This window comes from Archangium lansingense (genome assembly GCF_026626635.1).
Lineage (GTDB): Bacteria > Myxococcota > Myxococcia > Myxococcales > Myxococcaceae > Archangium > Archangium lansingense.
In genome coordinates, this window is sequence record NZ_JAPNKA010000001.1 from 3,182,943 (window position 1) to 3,198,954 (window position 16,012).

Here is a 16,012-nt window from a genome sequence, read left to right on the forward strand (position 1 = left end):
AGGACGATGAGGAGGACTTTCATGGAAATGCGTGTACACGAGCTGCACCCGACGTTGATCCACGCGCCGCTGGCGTTGCTTCCCTCCACGGTGGTGGTCGACCTGACGGCAGCGCTCACCGGGGACCCGAGGCTGGACAAGGCGGGCCGGACGCTGTGGTGGACCACGGCGGCGAGCGGGCTGCTGGCCGGGTTCGCCGGGATGGCCGCCTCGCAGGAGGTGAAGGCGGACCGGCACTCGCGCGACATGATGTTCCTGCACGGCCTGGGCAACGTGGGCATCGTGCTGGGGGCCTTCGGCGTTGCCGTGTGGCGCACGGGGCATCGCTCGTCGCTGGTCTCCAGCCTGGTGGGACTGGGCTCGTTCGCACTGGCCGCCTACACCGGCTGGCTGGGCGGCGAGATGGTGTACACGCACGGCGTGGGGGTGAAGGAGCTGACCATGAAGGGCGAGGATCTCGACCTGCTCAGCCCTTCGCTGACCTCGCGCCAGGCGCCCGCGCGGCTGCTGCGCGACGCGGTGAAGGGCCTCGGTTGGCTGCTGGGCCGGGCCCGTCAGGTCTTCACCGGCCGCGAGCGGCTCGACCCCAGCGCGTTTGGCGTGAAGGCCGTGGAAGAGAAGCTGGAGCAGCCCTCGGCCAGCCCGAGTGATGTCCGCCCCGAGCTCCGGCCGGTGTGAGACGCCTCCGGGCAGAGGGCTACTACCGCCCTCTGTCCGTCGTCATGGATTGACTCCCGCTGCTGCATGCGGACAATGGGCGCTTTACCCGTTGCCGAGGCCAACGCGCATGCACATGACGGACAAGAGAGGGGCGCAGCCGAGAATCGTGGTGACGTCGCAGGACCTGGATCGTCTGCGGACCGTCATTGATACGGCTGCCGATGCACGGAGCCTCGAGGCTGCGGAGGCGCTCGATGCGGAGCTGGGCCGGGCGACGGTGGTCGAGCCCACCGAGGTCTCGCCGGACGTGGTCACCATGAACAGCCGGGTGGTGTACCTCGACGAGTCCGCTCAGCAGACCCGCGAGGTGACGCTGTCCTATCCGAGACAGGCGTCCGTAGCGGAGGGGCGAGTCTCCGTGCTGGCCCCTATTGGCGCGGCGCTGTTGGGGCTCTCCGTTGGCCAGGAGATCGAGTGGCCCATGCCCGGTGGCAGCCGCAAGCGCCTGCGCATCGTCGCCGTGCCCTACCAGCCCGAAGCGGCGGGGCATTACAACCTGTAGTCCTGGCAGGGCTCAGCGGCCGCCCTGTTGCTCCAGGGCGTGCCGCAGGGCGAGAACCATCCGCCGGACGGCGTAGCCCTCGAAGTCCTCCAGCGGATCCACACTCGAGGGGAAGACCTCGAGCAGGCTGTCCAGGTAGAGAAGGGCGGGAGCAGTCGTTCCCGCTCCAACTCCCGGGCCTTCCTTGGCACTCAGTGCTTCCTCGAGCCGGAAGGCTCCCGCCACGAGGCTCTGCCAGCGATCCGTGCGTCCGCCGTCTTCCAGGTTGTCCGTGCTCACGGGCGCCATCCTAGCTCGTGCGCGCGCATCCTGCCGGTAGTCAACGCGAGCGCCGTGAAGGGCTGCCGGTGGGGACGGCGCTGTGCCTAGGTTCCGGCGTCCATGCGCCTCGAAGACCTCTCCGTCGAACCGACCCGTGTCACCTTCTGGGGCCCACGTGCCGCGCTGGAGGTGCGCTGTCCCCTGCCCGGCGTGTTGCGGCTGCGACACCTCCCGGCCTTCAAGCACACCGCGTCCGGGCCTCGCGAGCTGCCTCCCAAACAGTCCTGGGCCGTCGTGGAGCAGCGGGAGCTGCCGCTTTCGGTCCGGCGCGAGGAGCAGGGCCGGGTGGCGGTGGTGGTGACGGAAGAGCTTTCGCTGGTGGTGTCGCTGGCTGAGGGCACCTGGCGCCTGCTTGATGCTGCTGGCCGGGAACTCGCCCGGTGTGAGGAGTTTTCCGGCGAGGTCATGCCGGACTACCCCGTCGACCGCTTCCGCTCGCGGCTCGCCTTGCACGCGCCGCCGGACGAGGCCTGGCTGGGCTTCGGAGAGAAGGTGGGGGCACTCAACAAGCGCGGCATGCACTTCGTCTTCTGGAACACGGACGTGATGCCGCACCACCCGGACACGGACCCGCTCTACCAGTCCATTCCCTTCTGCCTCGGCCTGCGCGAGGGGCTCGCCTGGGGCTTCTTTCTCGACGAGTCGTGGCGCATGGAGGTGGACGTGGGGGCCGAGGATGCCTCGCTCGTGCAGTGGGAGTCCGCCGGTCCCGAGCTGGACACCTACCTCTTCGCCGGGCCGATGCCCGGGGACGTGGTGCGCCGCTACACCGCTCTCACTGGACGCCCCCCACTGCCGCCGCTGTGGAGTCTGGGCGCGCAGCAGTCACGCTGGGGCTACGAGAACGCGGGAGACATCCGCTCCGTCATTCACGGCTATCGGGCACACGGCCTCCCACTGGACTGCGTGTACCTCGATATCGACTACATGGAGGGCTACAAGGTCTGGACGTGGGATCGCACCCGCTACCCGGACCCCGCGGGCCTGGCTCGCGAGGCGGCCGAGCAGGGAGTGAAGCTGGTCACCATCATCGACCCAGCGGTGAAGGCCGAGCCGGGGTACGGCGTCTATGACGAGGCGCTCGCGCGGGATTACCTGGTGCGCAATGACCGAGGCAGCGTGCTGCTCGGCGAGGTATGGCCCAAGCCCGCCACCTTCCCGGACTTCACCCGCGAGGAGGTACGCAGGTGGTGGGGCCGGTGGCACCAGGGCTTCCTGGAGGCGGGCATCGCGGGCTTCTGGAACGACATGAACGAGCCGGCCTGCTTCTCGTTGCTCAACGGCCGGGAGACCTTCGACATCCGGACGGCCCCGGCGGTGCACCTGGGGAAAGTGGAGGGGCCCACGCTGCCGCACGATGCGCGGCACGGCCACAGGCGCCACCTGGAGGTGCACAACGTCTATGCGCTCGGTATGGCGCAGGCGGCGTACGAGGGGATGCGTGAGCTAGCCCCTGAGCGGAGGCCCTCCATCCTGACGCGCGCGGGCTCGGCTGGCATCCAGCGTTACGCGGCGATGTGGACGGGGGATAACTCCAGCTACTGGGCGCACCTGGAGCTCTCCCTCACCATGTTGCTGGGGTTGGGCTTGTCCGGTGTCTCCTTCGCAGGGGTGGACGTGCCTGGCTTCCTCGGGCGTGCGAGCGGGGAGCTGCTCGTGCGCTGGATGCAGGCGGGTACTTTCTATCCGCTGTTGCGCAACCACTCGGGAAAGGGGACCCCTCCGCAAGAGCCCTGGCGCTTCGGCGAGCCGTACCTCTCCATCGCGCGCGAGTGTCTGGAGCGGCGCTATCGGTTGATGCCCACGCTCTACACACTGTCACACGAGGCGTCCGTGGAGGGCCTGCCGGTGATGCGCCCGCTCGTGATGTACGCGCCGGGAGATGAGGAGGCGCTGCGCACGGACGATGCGTTTCTCTTCGGGAGGGAGCTGCTCGTGGCCCCGGTGGTGCGTCAGGGCGTGATGCGGCGGCTCGTGTACCTGCCCGAGGGGCGGTGGCTTCCACTCTTCAACCTGGGCGCTCCGGGGGAGGTGACCGAGGGTGGCCAGCACGTCATCGCCTTGGTGCCACTGGGCACGGTGCCGCTGTGGTTGCGGGCGGGAGGCGCGCTGGCCCTCACCGAGCCTGCGTTGCACACCACCTCGGCCAATTGGTCCCAACTTACGTGGCACGTGCACGTGGCGGAGCGGGTGGATGCGCGCTTGTACGAGGATGCGGGCGAGGGCTACGGCGAGTCGCGTCTGACGCGGTTGTCCGGAGAGAGGGTAGGGGATCGTTTCGTGCTGGAGAGGAGCACGGAGGGATCGTTGCCTCTGGCTCGCGACACGGAGACGCTGTGCCTCTACGGACTGCCAGCGCCACGTGAGGTGGTGGGGGCGAGGGAGCACCGCGTGCGAGACGGAGTACTCGAACTCACGGTGGACGCTGAGTGGCAGCGGTTGGAGGTGCTGACGAAGGAGCGCCCCTGAGCACATGTGCTGACCATTTCCCCTCTCCCCTCGGGAGAGGGGATATTCATCCTCTTCGGTCACTTCACTGAAAGGGATTGGACCTGGCAGAGGTCTTGTGCGCGCATGCCGGAGTCAACACGGAGGAGCGCGGCCCAGGCGGGTTCCTGCGTCACTCGCACGTCCTTGCCGTCCTCACGCACCACCATGCCGTCCGGTGCCACCACCGAGAAGCGCATGGGTCGCCCGAGCGCCTCAGTGAGCGCGGCCATCGTCGTCTCGTCCTCGGCGCTGAAGCCCAGCGGACCCACCGGGTGGCTGTGAGCGATCTCCTCCAACTCTCCTCGCAGCCGCCAGATGGCCTCCCAGCGCGCGCGAGAGTCTGGCAGCAGCACAGGACTGTCCGAGGCATCGCTCCACAGCACCGTTCCGCTCCGGCCGATGAGCAAGCAGACCTCGCGCGGTTTCATGGGAAGACCCTCACCCCCGCCCCTCTCCCAGAGGGAGAGGGGCGTCTCAAGCGTGCCGGGTAATGACCAGCACGTCGTCCTCGATGGCCTCGCGGATGACCGAGGGCAGGCTCTCCAGGTTCACCTGTCGGTCCGACCCCGCGAGGCAGATGCCCGCGTCCACCACCTGCAACGTGTTCGCCTCCACGATGCTGATGAAGCGCTCGCCCATGAAGCCGAACGTCACTTCGAGCCGATCGCTCCCCAGCCGCCGCGTGTCGAGCAGCCGCGCTCCCGCTGACTCCAGTGCCTGCTCCACCCGTGTAGCGCCCCGGGCCTGACGCTCGAGATGACGCGGACGGCTCCCCAGCCGTGCCAGCTCCGCGTGGAGCCGAGCTTCCTGCTCCACTCGCCGCTGCTGCGCCTCCAGGGCCAGCAGCCGTGCCTCCACCGCCCGCACGTGGGCCTCACGCTCCGTGGCCAGTGCCCGCAGCCGAGCCTCGGCCGCAGGACGGCCTCCCTCGGACACAGACAGCACCTGTCCACGTACCTCGACCGGGGAGAACCGGATGCCAAGTGCGCGCGAGGCGCCCTCCAGCACCGCGTAACCGAAGGCCGCACGCAGCGAGGCCGGCACGGCCTTCACCTCCGCCAGCGTTCGGCCCTCCTCCAACATGAGCCGCGCGGTACCCTCGGCCTCGCCCTCGAACTCGATCTCCTCGAAGACGAGCGAGCCGTCATGCCAGCGCCGGGCGCGCAGCGGCGAGAAGCGCGGTGGCTCCTCCTCGGGGAGGAGGTGCACCGGCTCGGCCACCGCTCCCTCTCGTACCAGGCGCGTACCCCACAAATGTCCACGAACCAGCGGGAGCCCGTCGAGCCCTTCCGGCCCGGCCGGCTCCCTCGCGGTGGCGGTGCGCCCCTGCACGTCGAAGCGCCACCAGCCCGGAGCGGGCGGCGTGGACACGCGGAGGCGCCGCGAGGGCGCGTCGACAGAGGCCCCACCGAAGTAGGGCAACACCGCCGACTCCACCTTCCCGAGGAACTTCCGGTAGTCCACGACACCCACTCCTCTCTCACGCCACCTTCAGCAGCGGCGTGCGCATCACCCGCTCGACCCAGCCGGACTGGCTGGCACCGGTCGCCGTCGGCGCGTCCATCAACGCCTTCAGCACCCGGGGGACCTGGTACGGGTCCTCGAACTGGTCCACCGACACCTCACTGAACGGCACCCGGAGCTGCCCCGCGCACGTGCGCACGGTGTTGCCCCGGTTGGCGGCGCTGGCCACACTCACCAACATCGCCATGGCGGCCACGCTGTAGCCGCACTCGCGGAAGGCCCGGGCGAACTGGTCACCCGCCTCACCCGCCTCGTCACCTACGACGATGCAGATGAGCTTCGCCTCCTCCGGCACCCGCACTCCCGCCCGGTGCAGCGCATGCACACCGGCCGCGTGCGTCGTGCCGCCCGACGCCTTGATGCCCTGCAGCATGTGCTGCACCGCCGCCCGGCTCGCCGCCTTGGGCTTGAGCACCGTGCCCATCGTGTCGAACGACGCGATGTGCAGCTTCTCCAGCGGGAAGCCCGCGAGGATTCGCGACAGCGCCTCCTTGGACTGCTCGATGGCGCCCTCCATGGAGCCGGACTTGTCGATGAGGAACATCACCCTCACGTCCATCTCCGCCGTCGCCTCCGCCACCGCCGCCTTGGCCGCGTTGTCGCTCGCCTCCTCCAGCTTCGCCTTCAGCTCCTGGCTGCGGACATTCTTCACGATGTGGAGCGCCCGCTGGTCGGTCGCCGTCTGCACCGCCTTCTCCCACCGCCCGCGGATGGCCGGGTCCGACATCAACCCCAGCTCCTCGAGCGTCGGTGTCAGGATGCGCAAATCGCGGTCCGACAGCGAGGGCAAGAGCGCCGCCATGATGGCCGGCGTCAGGCCCATGTCCTTGGGCAGCCGGCCCACCACCTCCTTGTAGGAGAGGCGCTCCAGCTCAATCCACTCGCAGATCTCCGCCTCCGAGAGCCCATCGAAGCGCTCCCGCTTGACGAGGTTGAGACCCTCCAGGCCCACCGAGCGGTGGCCCGCGGCCGCCTGCTTCTGCTTCCAGCCGAGCACCTCGAAGAAGGCCTGCGTCACCGGCTTGTAACCGGCCTTGCGGGCAGTCCTCTTCATCGTCTCCTTGTAGCCAGCCTTCACCAGGCCCTGGAGCATGGGCAGGTTCTGCTCACGCAGCCGCAGCCACTTCGTCGCCACGTTCTTCCACCGGCCGAGGGGCGGCTTGCGGGACGCGGGGTCACCGAAGCCGGCCTCTCGGTTGAGGCGGGCGATCTCCGGCGTCTCGAGCAGCTCGGCCACTCGCAGCACCGCCTTGGGCGTGAGCATGCGCGTGGACTTGCGCTCGTAGTGGAGGATCATCGCCTCACCGATGACGCGGAAGTCGTCGTCGAGGAACGCGATGGAGCCGTCGTCCTCGCGCACGGGCTGACCGGAGTGGCTCTGCACGAGCATCAGCGCGCACGTGGCCACCTTCAGGTCACGCCAGTCCGTCTGCGTGAGCGCGTAGGACGCGAAGTGCGCCATCAGGTCCGTGTTGAGCCGGTAGATGTCCAGCAGCTGGCGGTAGAGCTTCACGGCGGCGGGCACGAAGAGGCCGGGCTTCACCGGGGTGCCGCGGCGGACGAGGTCCGCGCTGGCGCCCTGGGCCGGATGCCAGACGCCGTTCACGTCCAGACCCGGGCGGTTGTGCCACAGGTGGGCGGAGCCCCCGAGGACCAGGTCCAGGAGCTTCTCCGCCGGGCCGCGCTGGGCCTCGGGGAGCGTAGGGGTGGTCTGGTTGCGCGTCGTCATGTGCTGCCCCTCCAGGAAAGGTCGCGCCCGAGTGACCCGGCCATTGATTTGACTTGGATGGTCAAATTGACGTTTCAGGTCAATTGGGCGTGTTGGGCCGGGTCGGCCGGGCGCGATGTCTCGTTCTGCCCGGAAGGACGACGCTCTCCGGGCTTCCTGACGGGGGATTTCAGTGGCGGGGCGTGCCCGGGCTCTCGGCCGGGCCGCCGAGCGGCAGGTGGACGTGCAAGGTCGCCCTACGGCGACGGCCTGCCCAGTGCGATGGGGGCTGCCAGGCATGTGTCCGGGATGCCGAAGGCCTTCGTGAGTGCCACCGCGTCGGGCCGGAGCTCGGCACACAGCCGCGTCACTTCCTTGCGGATGGCCTTGGCCTTTGCGCCCTCGATGTGGTCGTTCTCCAGGAACCACCCGCTCGCGTCCTGCAGGCAGCCGAGGCCGTACAGGTCGCACAGCCGTCCGAGCATCGTCTTGAGCGCGGGGTCCTCCACCTCGGCGAGGCCCAAGAGGAAGCGCTCCAGCACCACACGCTCCACATGCGCGTGCGCCAGTGCCAACAGGTGGTCCTGGCACTGGTTGAACGCCTCGAAGGAGTCCACCCCCGCGCTCAGCCGCTCACGCAGCCTCCGCGCCGCCGAGGCCAGCAGATCCGACTCCCGGAAGCGCAGCGCACGCAGCTGGAAGTCCCCGTCGCGCAGGTGCTCGCTGCCCGTGCGCCGCACCGAGAAGGGGTTGCGGTCCCCGAGCGCGCCCGACGCCCGGTCCACGATGAGCCGCATCACCGTGAAGACGCGGTCGTCCTCGAACTGCTGTCGGTAGCCGGTGAGCAAGCTCTTGGCCACGAGCTGCAACAGCACCGTGTTGTCACCCTCGAAGGTGGCGAAGACGTCCGTGTCCGCCTTGAGCGAGGGCAGTCGGTTGGCCACGAGGTAGCCCTGGCCGCCGCACGCCTCGCGCGCCACCTGGAGCGTGCGCGTGGTGTGCCGGGAGGAATAGGCCTTGAGGCCCGCCGCCAGGGCTTCCACCTCCAGCGCGTCCTCCTCCGTGCGTCCCACGTAGCGCTTCACCAGGTGCTCGAGCGCGAAGTTCAGGGCGTACGTGGTGGCCAGCGGGCGCAGCAGCCGGAGCTGGTGCGCCTGGTAGTCCAGCAGCCGCACCTCCTCCGCACCGGCCGGGCCGAACTGCCGTCGCTCGTCACCGTACGAGATGGCGATGCTCAACCCGCTCTTGGCCGCGCTCAGCGCCGCGCACGCCACGCTCACCCGGCCCGCTACCAGCGTGCCCAGCATGGTGAAGAAGCGCTTGGAGACACCGGTGATGGCACTGGTGTACTGGCCTTCGGGGCTCACCTGCGAGAAGCGGTCCAGCAGGTTCTCGCGCGGGATGCGCACGCCGTCGAACCACAGCCGCCCGTTGTCCACCCCGTTCAGCCCCATCTTCAGGCCGCAGTCCTCCACGCGCACCCCGGGAGTCAGCTGGCCCTTCTCGTCACGGAGGGGAATGAGCAGCGCGTGGACGCCGTGGCGCTCTCCATTCACCTCGAGCTGTGCGAACACCGTGGCCAGGCGCGCGTGCAGCGCTGCGTTGCCGATCCACTCCTTGCGCGCCGACTCCGAGGGCGTGTGCACCACGAACTCGCCGCGCTCCGCGTCGTAGCGGGCCAGTGTCTCCACGTCCCGCACGTTGGAGCCGTGGCCGAGCTCGCTCATGGCGAAGCAGCCGGGCAGCTCCACCGAGGCCACCTTGGGCAGGAATTCCCGGTGGTGTCGCTCGGTGCCCAGGAAGTAGATGCTTCCGCCGAAGAGCCCGAAGTGCACGCCCGCCTTCACCACGAGGCTCAGGTCGAAGTAGGCCAACGTCTCGAAGGCGGCGATGAAGCGGCCCAGGTCCACCTTCTCGAGGTCATCCGGGTACGCGAGCTTGCCCAGCCCGCGCCCGGCCAGCTCCTTCAACCAGGTCAGGACCTGGGCGCGGTAGGCGGCCGTGTTCCGCTCATCCACGTAGCGGAAGCTCGGGTCGGCCAGCCACTCGCGAGCGCGGGCGCGTTCGGCGGAGTACGTGCGCTCCAGCACGGCATTCATTGCATCCACGCTGAAGGAGTGGGGCTCGGCCGGCTTGACGGAGCGGAGCGTGGGGACGGGGACGAGCGTGCGCACGGCCTCGACGCCGGACACGCCGAGCGCGGTCTCCAGCGGAGCCAGGTCTCGGGCCAGCTCGGGCATGGGAGCGGGTAGGGCGTCCTTGCCACCAATGGCCTCGGCCAGCTGGGCGCCCAGCTCCACGAGGCTCTTCTGGTCGCTGCGGGAGAGACGCTCGGAGGTGCGGCGGATGTGCTCGCCCACCTGGGCCAGGGCGCTGGGGCTGGGCGGATTGAGGGGATCCAACCAGTGGGCCAGCACGGCGGTGGAGCGTAGGTCCAACCAGCGCTGCGAGCGGGCCGCGGCGCCCAGGGCGCGGATCTCCTCTGGTGTCAGCTCGCCGTCGGTCCAGGCCACGTAGAGCATGGGAATGAGGGGAGCGAGGCGGGGCAGGGACAGCAACTCCCGCGCGGATGGGCCCTGCACATCATCGATGGCCATGAGCTTCTCTCCAGAGGTTCGGGCAGGGCAGAGCTTGCACGCGGGACCGCCCTGGCGTCGAGGGTTGTCAGCTCAGTGAACGGGCTGACCGAGTGAGTCGAGGACGGGGCGGCGGGTCGGGAGAGTGCGGCGCTCGTGGTCGTAGAAGCACTCGGGGCCGAGCAGGGAGATGAGCTCGCGCTCGCGGGCCATTCCGGTCTCGGTACCAGCCTCGGTCGGCAGCTCATAGGGCTGGACGAGGACGAGGTCTTCTCCGAGGGGCTTGCGGCACTCGGAGGGCACTGCGTCGAGGCGCTCGCCGAACATGCGGATGAAGGGAGGCCCGTAGAAGTTGCGCCAGACGAGCCCCGGGAGCCCCTCGCTGTAGTCGCGCACGATGAACTCCTCCTCCGAGTAGGTGAAGTCCTTTCCTGTCTCCGTGGGCAGGCTCTTGTGGACGAGCCGCCATTGCTTGCCGTGGAGATCTGTATCCAACCCAGCCAGGGCCAGGGGCGACCGGACGAGGCGCATCAGCTCCGCCACCTGCTGGGCATGCGCCGCGCGCCAGGCGGCTTTCGATGCGGAGGTGACGGACGTCTGCCAGCTGATTTTTCCCGTGAAGGGTGGATCAACGGTGAGGCTGGGACTGAGCCAGATGAAGTCACGATCGGTGCGCGCTGCAACACAAAGGCTGCCATGCTCCTTGTAGTAAGTGACGAGTGGGTCAAGCTCCATGTTGCTTGGGTCAATGGGCTCCGCCAGGGATGCGTAACCGTAGCGCCTGGGCTCGAACCATCGGTATCTACAGAGAATGAGTTCAAGGACTTTCCCTATCACTTCACCAGACGGGCGGCCGGGTGGGAGTCCAATCTGGGTTTTGAAGTATTTGATAGGCATGGCGATGGCGCAGGAGAAGGGGATCACGGGTAGCGCATCACGCGCGCCTTACCTTTACTTTGCAGTTCGTTCAAAAGGTCCATGAGCGGTTTTGAAAGGTGTGTGGCTCCTTGGGGATGAGCAGCCGAACGAACCCATAATTCGATGTGACCTCCGTATTCATTTACGTACCTGAGCATCGCCTCGAGGTTTCCAGAGAGGGAGAGCTTCTGACGCGCCTTGGCCTCGACCAAGGGGTAGGGCTGGCCCCACACCAGCTCCGCCGGGTTGCCCTTCACCGAGTCCGGGATGAAGCCCTGCGCGCGGCTGCCCGGCGGAGGCATCATCATCGCGCTGTTGCGCTCGTATCTTCCTGTCTGGAGGATGGCATCCTCGAAGGCGTTGCCCGCCGGCCGGTTCTTGAGGATGGACTCGTACATGCGCTCCCAGTCGGAGTCTGGCTGGAAGGTGAAGCGGTGGTACTTCTCCGGGTGGCGGAACTGGTAGTCCACCCAGCGCTGGGCCTTATGGGCGGGTGTACCGGGCAGCAGCCGGCTTCCATCTGGCAGCATGCGCACGCCCAGCAGCGGCACCTTCTGGCCCGCCTTCAGCGCCCCGGCTGCCTCCCGCAGCGGAGCCTCCAGCCCACGCGCCACCCGCTGGAGGAATTGGAACTCCTCCTCCGTAAAGGAGTGGCCCCGGGATGCGGCCGCCATCAGGCGCTCTATCTCCTTCGCGTCTCCAGGAGAAAGATGCGAGGCCACCCGGGAGAGCACCCGCACTTCGTCCAGGCTCCGGCCGGTGAGCAGCGCCAGTTGCTCCACGCCCTCGTCGCCACCCCGTAGCAGCACGGAACCGGCGACGAAGGGCACCAGCACCGCCAGCGCGCACACCATGCGTTCGGTGCTCGTGAGCCGGTGTTCGGTGATGCTCCTGCCGGTGACGGCGGCTCGTGCGTCGGCCACCTCGCCCGAGCCCGGTGTCAGGCCCACCAGGACCTCCACCAACAGTTCCTCGGGTTTGTACACCTCCGGGTCGAAGGCCTCGTTGTAGTCCAGGTGCACCGGTGCCATCCGGCCCAGTTGCACCGCGCTTGCCAGGGCCGAGCGGCTCGCTAGCAGGTAGAGCGCCACCTCGTCCGGAGTGCGCTTCAGGAAGTCAGGGTCCTCTGTGTGCGCGTAGGCCCAGGCCAGCGTGGCATTGCCCAGTGCACGCAGTGACTGCTCGCGCAGGGGCGACTCGCTCAAGAGATAGCCCGGCGCCAGGCGGCGAGGAGGCGGGGCGTAGGTGTCCAGCAACTTCATGCCCCAATGCTCGTACTCGGCCAGTTTGCGCTGCACCGCCTGCCAGCGCACCTCGCGCTGCCGCTCCTCCTCCAATAGCGTGACGTACTTCTCCAAGGGAGAAGGCGCCTCTTTCAACGCCTCCTCCGTCTGAAGCATCAGCCACTGTTCCAGCCTCTTGAGAGCCGTCAGGCGCTGGCTGCGCTCCTCTTGGGAGAGGCCAGCGGGCGGTGGCTTCTCGCGCTGATGACGCAGGAAGACCTCATAGGGCGCCTGGGGCAGGGTGGCCGAGAGCACCGGGCCGGTGGAGTCCTCTTCCTCCCTCCACATGCCCTCGCCCCGCCGCAGTGTTAGCACCACCTCGCCAGTCTCTTCTCGCGCGTACCGGTACAGCGCCCACTCCAGCAGGCTGCGGAAACCCTCCGCGTCCGTTGGGCCCGCCTCGCCGCCAGTGCCCTCGTGCTTGTGTACGGTGAGCAACCGGACCCGCTTGCCCTCCACACGCAGCCCGAGTTCCAGCCAGGCTCCCTTGCGCTTCAGCTCTCGTGTAGCCGTCCAGGCCTGGGCGTGCACTTCGCTCGCTCCCTCCATCACCCCGGCCGGCGCGCATGCCATGTTGGGGCCCGGTACCCGCATGGCGAAGTCCAGGGGCGAGCCCGAACCATCCGTATGGCTCCGGCACGCGGCCCCCGTGACCACCAGCAGGATGAAAAGGAGAGAGGAAGTCCTCATGTCGCGCACTCGCGGAACGCAGCCTAACCGCATTTTTCTTTGGGCCGCGGGGGGCGATTCCCTCGCTCGGGCCGAGCTTCTGGGTCGGGGCCCTGCCGGGTTAGACTTCCGGAACGAGCGTCGGAAGCGGGAGCCATGCACGCCAGCATTCAGGAGAAGAACGAAGCGGTTCCTGCGGACCTGCAGGCCCGCACCATCGATGGACTCCACGAGGGGTTGATCTCCGTCCTGCGGCGGCACCTGCCAGCCTCCGGGCGGGTGGCGGACCTCGGGGCGGGCACGGGCGCCTGGGCCGCGCGCCTGAAGGCACTCGGGCACCAGGTCGTCGCCGTCGAGCGGGATGCGGACTCCTATCGATTCTCAGGGGCCGAGCTGGTGGTGGCCGACCTCAACGAGCCGTTCGCCGCGAAGCTCTCGGGGCGTTTCGCTGCCCTGACCTCCGTCGAGGTCATCGAGCATCTGGAGAACCCGCGCGCCTTCCTCCGGGAGTGTCACAAGCTGCTCGAGCCTGGAGGCTTCCTCTTCCTCACGACGCCCAACATCGAGAACGTTCCCGCCCGCTTGCAGTACCTGGCCACGGGCAGCTTGCGCATGTTCGGTAAGGATCCTCGCTTCAATGATCCAACCCACATCACGCCCATCCACACCCATATGTTCGAGCGGATGGTGCGCGATACGGGCTTCGTCCAGGTGGAGCACACGTTCAACCGCCGCGAGCCCTCGGTGACCCGCCTGCCCAACCGATTGCTCACGCGGCTCGTCGGCCCGCTCCTGCGGGGACTCAAGGGCGGGGACTGCCACATCTTCGTGCTGCGCCGGAGCTGAGTGCCTCTGGCGCCTCGGCGCCGTGACACAACGATGACGAAAGCATGGGAGGGCGTCGGCCAACGCCCTCGTGCGCCTGCGTACGGTGGACTCATTCTCCCCCTCACACAGGAGTGCGAATCCCCATGGGAATGAACGTCGGTGGTGGCCGGGGCGGTATGAAGGCCGAGATCAACGTCACCCCGCTCGTGGACGTGGTGCTCGTGCTGCTCATCATCTTCATGGTCGTCACGCCCATGATGCAGCGCGGCAAGGACGTGACGCTTCCCCATGCCACCCACGTCAATGGCGAGAAGCATGAGGATCCGCTCATCGTCTCGGTCACCCCGGACAAGAAGACCTTCGTCGAGGCCGAGCACTACGCGGACGCCGCGGCGCTCCAGGAGCGGCTCAAGCAGGAGCTGCGCGAGAAGCCCCACCGCCGCCTGCTGCTCAAGGCGGATCAGGCGCTCTCGTATGGGGACGTGCGCAAGGTGATGGACGTGGCCCGCAGTGCCGGTGCGAAGGGCGTGGCCATTGGCGTGGTGCAGCCGAAGAGTCCGTAACGAGGAGGCACGCCATGGATACCCGCAACAGGAAGCTCGTGCTGCCTCAAGGCCAGGCGAACGCGGACATCAACGTCACTCCGCTCGTGGACGTGGTGCTCGTGCTGCTCATCATCTTCATGGTCGTTACCCCGCTTCTGAACCGGGAGCTCGACGTCAAGCTCCCCGCGACCGAAGCGACAGAGTCCTCGGCTCCCGAGGCCTCACAGGTGGTGGTGGCGGTCTCTCCCGAGGGCCAGCTCACGCTCAACAACGAGCCCATCAGCGAGGCGGACTACATCCCGCGCCTGACGCGCGTCCTGGCCGCCAGACGCGCGGGAGACAGGCTCCTGTTCTTCACGGCGGATGACCGCGCCCCCTACGGCAAGGTGGTGGCCGCGCTCGATGGAGCCAAGCAGGCCGGCGCGGAGGGGCTCGGCATCATGACCGCGCCTCCTTGAGGTGCGTCAGCCCTCGCCCTTCCATTCGTTGGCGTGGGACTCCAGGGGCCCGCGCTGGGGGCGGACGACGCAGAAGCGCTGGCCCGTCGGCGCCTCCATCACCCACCAGCGCTTGATGAACTCCACCCGCTTTGCTCCGAGCGCCTCCAGCCGCTTCACCTCGGCCTCGAGGTCATCGGTCTCGATGTCCAGGTGGATGCGGCTCGGATGATCCACCTTCTGGATGAGGATCATCGGCTCCTCGGCCTTCGCCGAGAGCTCGCGGTATTTGTTGTCCTCTGGTGTGTGGGGCGCGACGGGTCTGCCGAGGGCCTTGCTCCAGAAGGCCGTGGCCGTTTCGACGTCCTCGCTCTTGCAATCGATGACAAAAGCAGCGAGCCGGCTGCGATGCATGAAGTCCTCCCAGGGGGGGTTCAGGAACGTCCTGCATCATCCCCGATAGCCCTCGGCTCCGCGCTGACGTTCTGCGTGTCGGCGAGCAGGGGTGTCGGCTCGGCTGCGTTTGCCTCGGGGGCTGGAGCCAGGGGAGGAGCCTCGGGAGTGGAGGCGGGCTGCTCCACCGGGGCCTGGACGGTCAGCGGAGCCATGGTGCGGTAGACCTCCACGGTGACGGCCGTGGTGGCCATCGAGAAGCCCAGCCGTGCGGCGACCACCAGCTGTGCCACCAGCAGCGCCAGCCAGGCCTTCCCCGTGCTGGTCACCTGTACCGCCGCGTGCAGTCGCGCGAAGGCGAGCACCATCCCCAGGCCCAGCAGGCCCACGGCGATATAGCTGAGGAGTGCCCCCGGGGAGCGCACCATCTGCTTCAGTGCGCGCCAGGCGGCGAGGCGCGTCTTGCGCTGGTCGTCCGCGTAGAGCTGGACGCGCGCCAGGTCGAAGCTCGACCGCCAGAGCGCGAACAGCACCACCATCAGGGCCAGGTGCGCCACGCTCCAGAAGGTGAAGGGGTTCTCGAGTGCCCAGTGCTCGCCCGGAAGGGTGAACAGCGTGGGCTTCCCCGCGCGGGAGAGGAGGACGGTGGCGAGCACCCCCAGCCCCACCACTGGGAGCAGCCCCAGTATCGCCCAGCCGAGCAGGCGCAGGTTGCGGCCGAGCTGGGCGGCGCAGTCGCGGGCGAAGTCGGCCAGCGAGAAGCGTCCCGGCGAGCACAGCCGCGAGGTGATGCCGCCCGCCAGCACGAGCTGGAGCCCGAAGGCGAAGAGGGTGCCCAGCAGGAGCGGGCCCGCGAGGAACGAGCCTCCGCCCTGGGCGAGTTGCTTGCTGAAGTCGAACACCGCCTCGGGCGAGGGGAAGGGCCGGTCCCGGCCGGCGAGGGAGTGTCCGAACTGGCCGATGGCGGGGAGGAGGACGGGCACGGACCGGACGAGTGAGATGCACAGGTTGGCCACCAGCAGCACGCCGAGCAGCTTCAGCTCGGAGAAGGCCCTGAGCGGCGCCGTGAGAATCGAACGGAAGGGGTTCATGGCGTGG

At 68.4% G+C, this 16,012-nt stretch carries 15 protein-coding genes; 6 read left to right on the plus strand and 9 right to left on the minus strand.

Translation table 11 applies throughout. From position 1 onward, the window contains the following. Positions 1–21: 21 nt before the first annotated feature. Together OV287_RS12810 and rnk are read left to right on the plus strand one after the other, a co-directional pair. Positions 22–678, plus strand: coding sequence for a DUF2231 domain-containing protein (locus tag OV287_RS12810; RefSeq protein ID WP_267534299.1), 657 nt, complete (start codon positions 22–24; stop codon positions 676–678). Between the two features lie 115 nt (positions 679–793). Then, a complete protein-coding gene (gene rnk / locus OV287_RS12815) occupies positions 794–1,222 on the plus strand; it encodes a nucleoside diphosphate kinase regulator (RefSeq protein WP_267534300.1) in 429 nt (142 codons plus the stop codon). Positions 1,223–1,234: 12 nt separating this feature from the next. Here rnk and OV287_RS12820 read toward each other — a convergent pair whose 3' ends face one another. Further along, complete coding sequence (locus tag OV287_RS12820; RefSeq protein ID WP_267534301.1) at positions 1,235–1,501, minus strand: hypothetical protein; 267 nt, start codon at positions 1,499–1,501, stop codon at positions 1,235–1,237. Between the two features lie 102 nt (positions 1,502–1,603). On the opposite strand from OV287_RS12820, the gene OV287_RS12825 reads away from it, so the two are divergent. After that, positions 1,604–4,012, plus strand: coding sequence for a glycoside hydrolase family 31 protein (locus OV287_RS12825; RefSeq protein WP_267534302.1), 2,409 nt, complete (start codon positions 1,604–1,606; stop codon positions 4,010–4,012). A gap of 59 nt (positions 4,013–4,071) precedes the next feature. Here OV287_RS12825 and OV287_RS12830 read toward each other — a convergent pair whose 3' ends face one another. The 6 genes from OV287_RS12830 to OV287_RS12855 all read right to left on the minus strand — a co-directional run bounded on the left by OV287_RS12830 (position 4,072) and on the right by OV287_RS12855 (position 12,732). After that, positions 4,072–4,461, minus strand: coding sequence for an MPN domain-containing protein (locus OV287_RS12830; RefSeq protein WP_267534303.1), 390 nt, complete (start codon positions 4,459–4,461; stop codon positions 4,072–4,074). Between the two features lie 46 nt (positions 4,462–4,507). Beyond that, positions 4,508–5,497 carry a hypothetical protein gene (locus OV287_RS12835; RefSeq protein WP_267534304.1) on the minus strand — a complete coding sequence of 330 codons (990 nt, stop codon included), beginning with the start codon at positions 5,495–5,497 and terminating at the stop codon, positions 4,508–4,510. Positions 5,498–5,513: 16 nt separating this feature from the next. Beyond that, the gene (locus OV287_RS12840) at positions 5,514–7,286 is read right to left on the minus strand and encodes a VWA domain-containing protein (RefSeq protein WP_267534305.1); all 1,773 of its coding nucleotides are present in this window, start codon (positions 7,284–7,286) and stop codon (positions 5,514–5,516) included. 236 nt (positions 7,287–7,522) lie between these two features. After that, positions 7,523–9,862: an acyl-CoA dehydrogenase family protein gene (locus tag OV287_RS12845; RefSeq protein ID WP_267534306.1), complete on the minus strand. Its 2,340-nt coding sequence runs from the start codon at positions 9,860–9,862 to the stop codon at positions 7,523–7,525. Positions 9,863–9,934: 72 nt separating this feature from the next. Next, the gene (locus tag OV287_RS12850) at positions 9,935–10,576 is read right to left on the minus strand and encodes a hypothetical protein (protein WP_267534307.1); all 642 of its coding nucleotides are present in this window, start codon (positions 10,574–10,576) and stop codon (positions 9,935–9,937) included. Between the two features lie 185 nt (positions 10,577–10,761). After that, on the minus strand, positions 10,762–12,732 hold the full coding sequence (locus OV287_RS12855; RefSeq protein WP_267534308.1) for a hypothetical protein: 1,971 nt from the start codon (positions 12,730–12,732) through the stop codon (positions 10,762–10,764). A gap of 135 nt (positions 12,733–12,867) precedes the next feature. Between OV287_RS12855 and OV287_RS12860 the strand changes: the two genes are divergently transcribed. The 3 genes from OV287_RS12860 to OV287_RS12870 all read left to right on the plus strand — a co-directional run bounded on the left by OV287_RS12860 (position 12,868) and on the right by OV287_RS12870 (position 14,542). Continuing rightward, on the plus strand, positions 12,868–13,557 hold the full coding sequence (locus OV287_RS12860) for a class I SAM-dependent methyltransferase (RefSeq protein WP_267534309.1): 690 nt from the start codon (positions 12,868–12,870) through the stop codon (positions 13,555–13,557). Positions 13,558–13,682: 125 nt separating this feature from the next. Continuing rightward, positions 13,683–14,102 (plus strand): ExbD/TolR family protein, encoded by a 420-nt coding sequence (locus OV287_RS12865; protein WP_267534310.1) that lies wholly within the window; start codon positions 13,683–13,685, stop codon positions 14,100–14,102. Positions 14,103–14,116: 14 nt separating this feature from the next. Continuing rightward, positions 14,117–14,542 carry an ExbD/TolR family protein gene (locus OV287_RS12870; RefSeq protein ID WP_267534311.1) on the plus strand — a complete coding sequence of 142 codons (426 nt, stop codon included), beginning with the start codon at positions 14,117–14,119 and terminating at the stop codon, positions 14,540–14,542. A 6-nt stretch (positions 14,543–14,548) separates the two neighbouring features. Here OV287_RS12870 and OV287_RS12875 read toward each other — a convergent pair whose 3' ends face one another. Both OV287_RS12875 and OV287_RS12880 read right to left on the minus strand, forming a co-directional pair. Continuing rightward, entirely contained in the window at positions 14,549–14,935 is a 387-nt protein-coding gene (locus tag OV287_RS12875; RefSeq protein ID WP_267534312.1) for a VOC family protein, read from the minus strand. Between the two features lie 20 nt (positions 14,936–14,955). Beyond that, positions 14,956–16,005, minus strand: coding sequence for a hypothetical protein (locus OV287_RS12880; RefSeq protein ID WP_267534313.1), 1,050 nt, complete (start codon positions 16,003–16,005; stop codon positions 14,956–14,958). Positions 16,006–16,012 lie beyond the last annotated feature (7 nt).

What these genes read in the sequence shown, in the direction of transcription:
- OV287_RS12855 (WP_267534308.1), bottom strand. Translation starts at nt 12,732, where the DNA reads ATGAGGACTTCCTCTCTCCTTTTCATCCTGCTGGTGGTCACGGGGGCC.
- OV287_RS12840 (WP_267534305.1), bottom strand. Translation starts at nt 7,286, where the DNA reads ATGACGACGCGCAACCAGACCACCCCTACGCTCCCCGAGGCCCAGCGC.
- OV287_RS12860 (WP_267534309.1), top strand. Translation starts at nt 12,868, where the DNA reads ATGCACGCCAGCATTCAGGAGAAGAACGAAGCGGTTCCTGCGGACCTG.
- OV287_RS12845 (WP_267534306.1), bottom strand. Translation starts at nt 9,862, where the DNA reads ATGGCCATCGATGATGTGCAGGGCCCATCCGCGCGGGAGTTGCTGTCC.
- OV287_RS12880 (WP_267534313.1), bottom strand. Translation starts at nt 16,005, where the DNA reads ATGAACCCCTTCCGTTCGATTCTCACGGCGCCGCTCAGGGCCTTCTCC.
- OV287_RS12870 (WP_267534311.1), top strand. Translation starts at nt 14,117, where the DNA reads ATGGATACCCGCAACAGGAAGCTCGTGCTGCCTCAAGGCCAGGCGAAC.
- OV287_RS12865 (WP_267534310.1), top strand. Translation starts at nt 13,683, where the DNA reads ATGGGAATGAACGTCGGTGGTGGCCGGGGCGGTATGAAGGCCGAGATC.
- rnk (WP_267534300.1), top strand. Translation starts at nt 794, where the DNA reads ATGACGGACAAGAGAGGGGCGCAGCCGAGAATCGTGGTGACGTCGCAG.
- OV287_RS12830 (WP_267534303.1), bottom strand. Translation starts at nt 4,461, where the DNA reads ATGAAACCGCGCGAGGTCTGCTTGCTCATCGGCCGGAGCGGAACGGTG.
- OV287_RS12850 (WP_267534307.1), bottom strand. Translation starts at nt 10,576, where the DNA reads ATGGAGCTTGACCCACTCGTCACTTACTACAAGGAGCATGGCAGCCTT.
- OV287_RS12825 (WP_267534302.1), top strand. Translation starts at nt 1,604, where the DNA reads ATGCGCCTCGAAGACCTCTCCGTCGAACCGACCCGTGTCACCTTCTGG.
- OV287_RS12875 (WP_267534312.1), bottom strand. Translation starts at nt 14,935, where the DNA reads ATGCATCGCAGCCGGCTCGCTGCTTTTGTCATCGATTGCAAGAGCGAG.
- OV287_RS12810 (WP_267534299.1), top strand. Translation starts at nt 22, where the DNA reads ATGGAAATGCGTGTACACGAGCTGCACCCGACGTTGATCCACGCGCCG.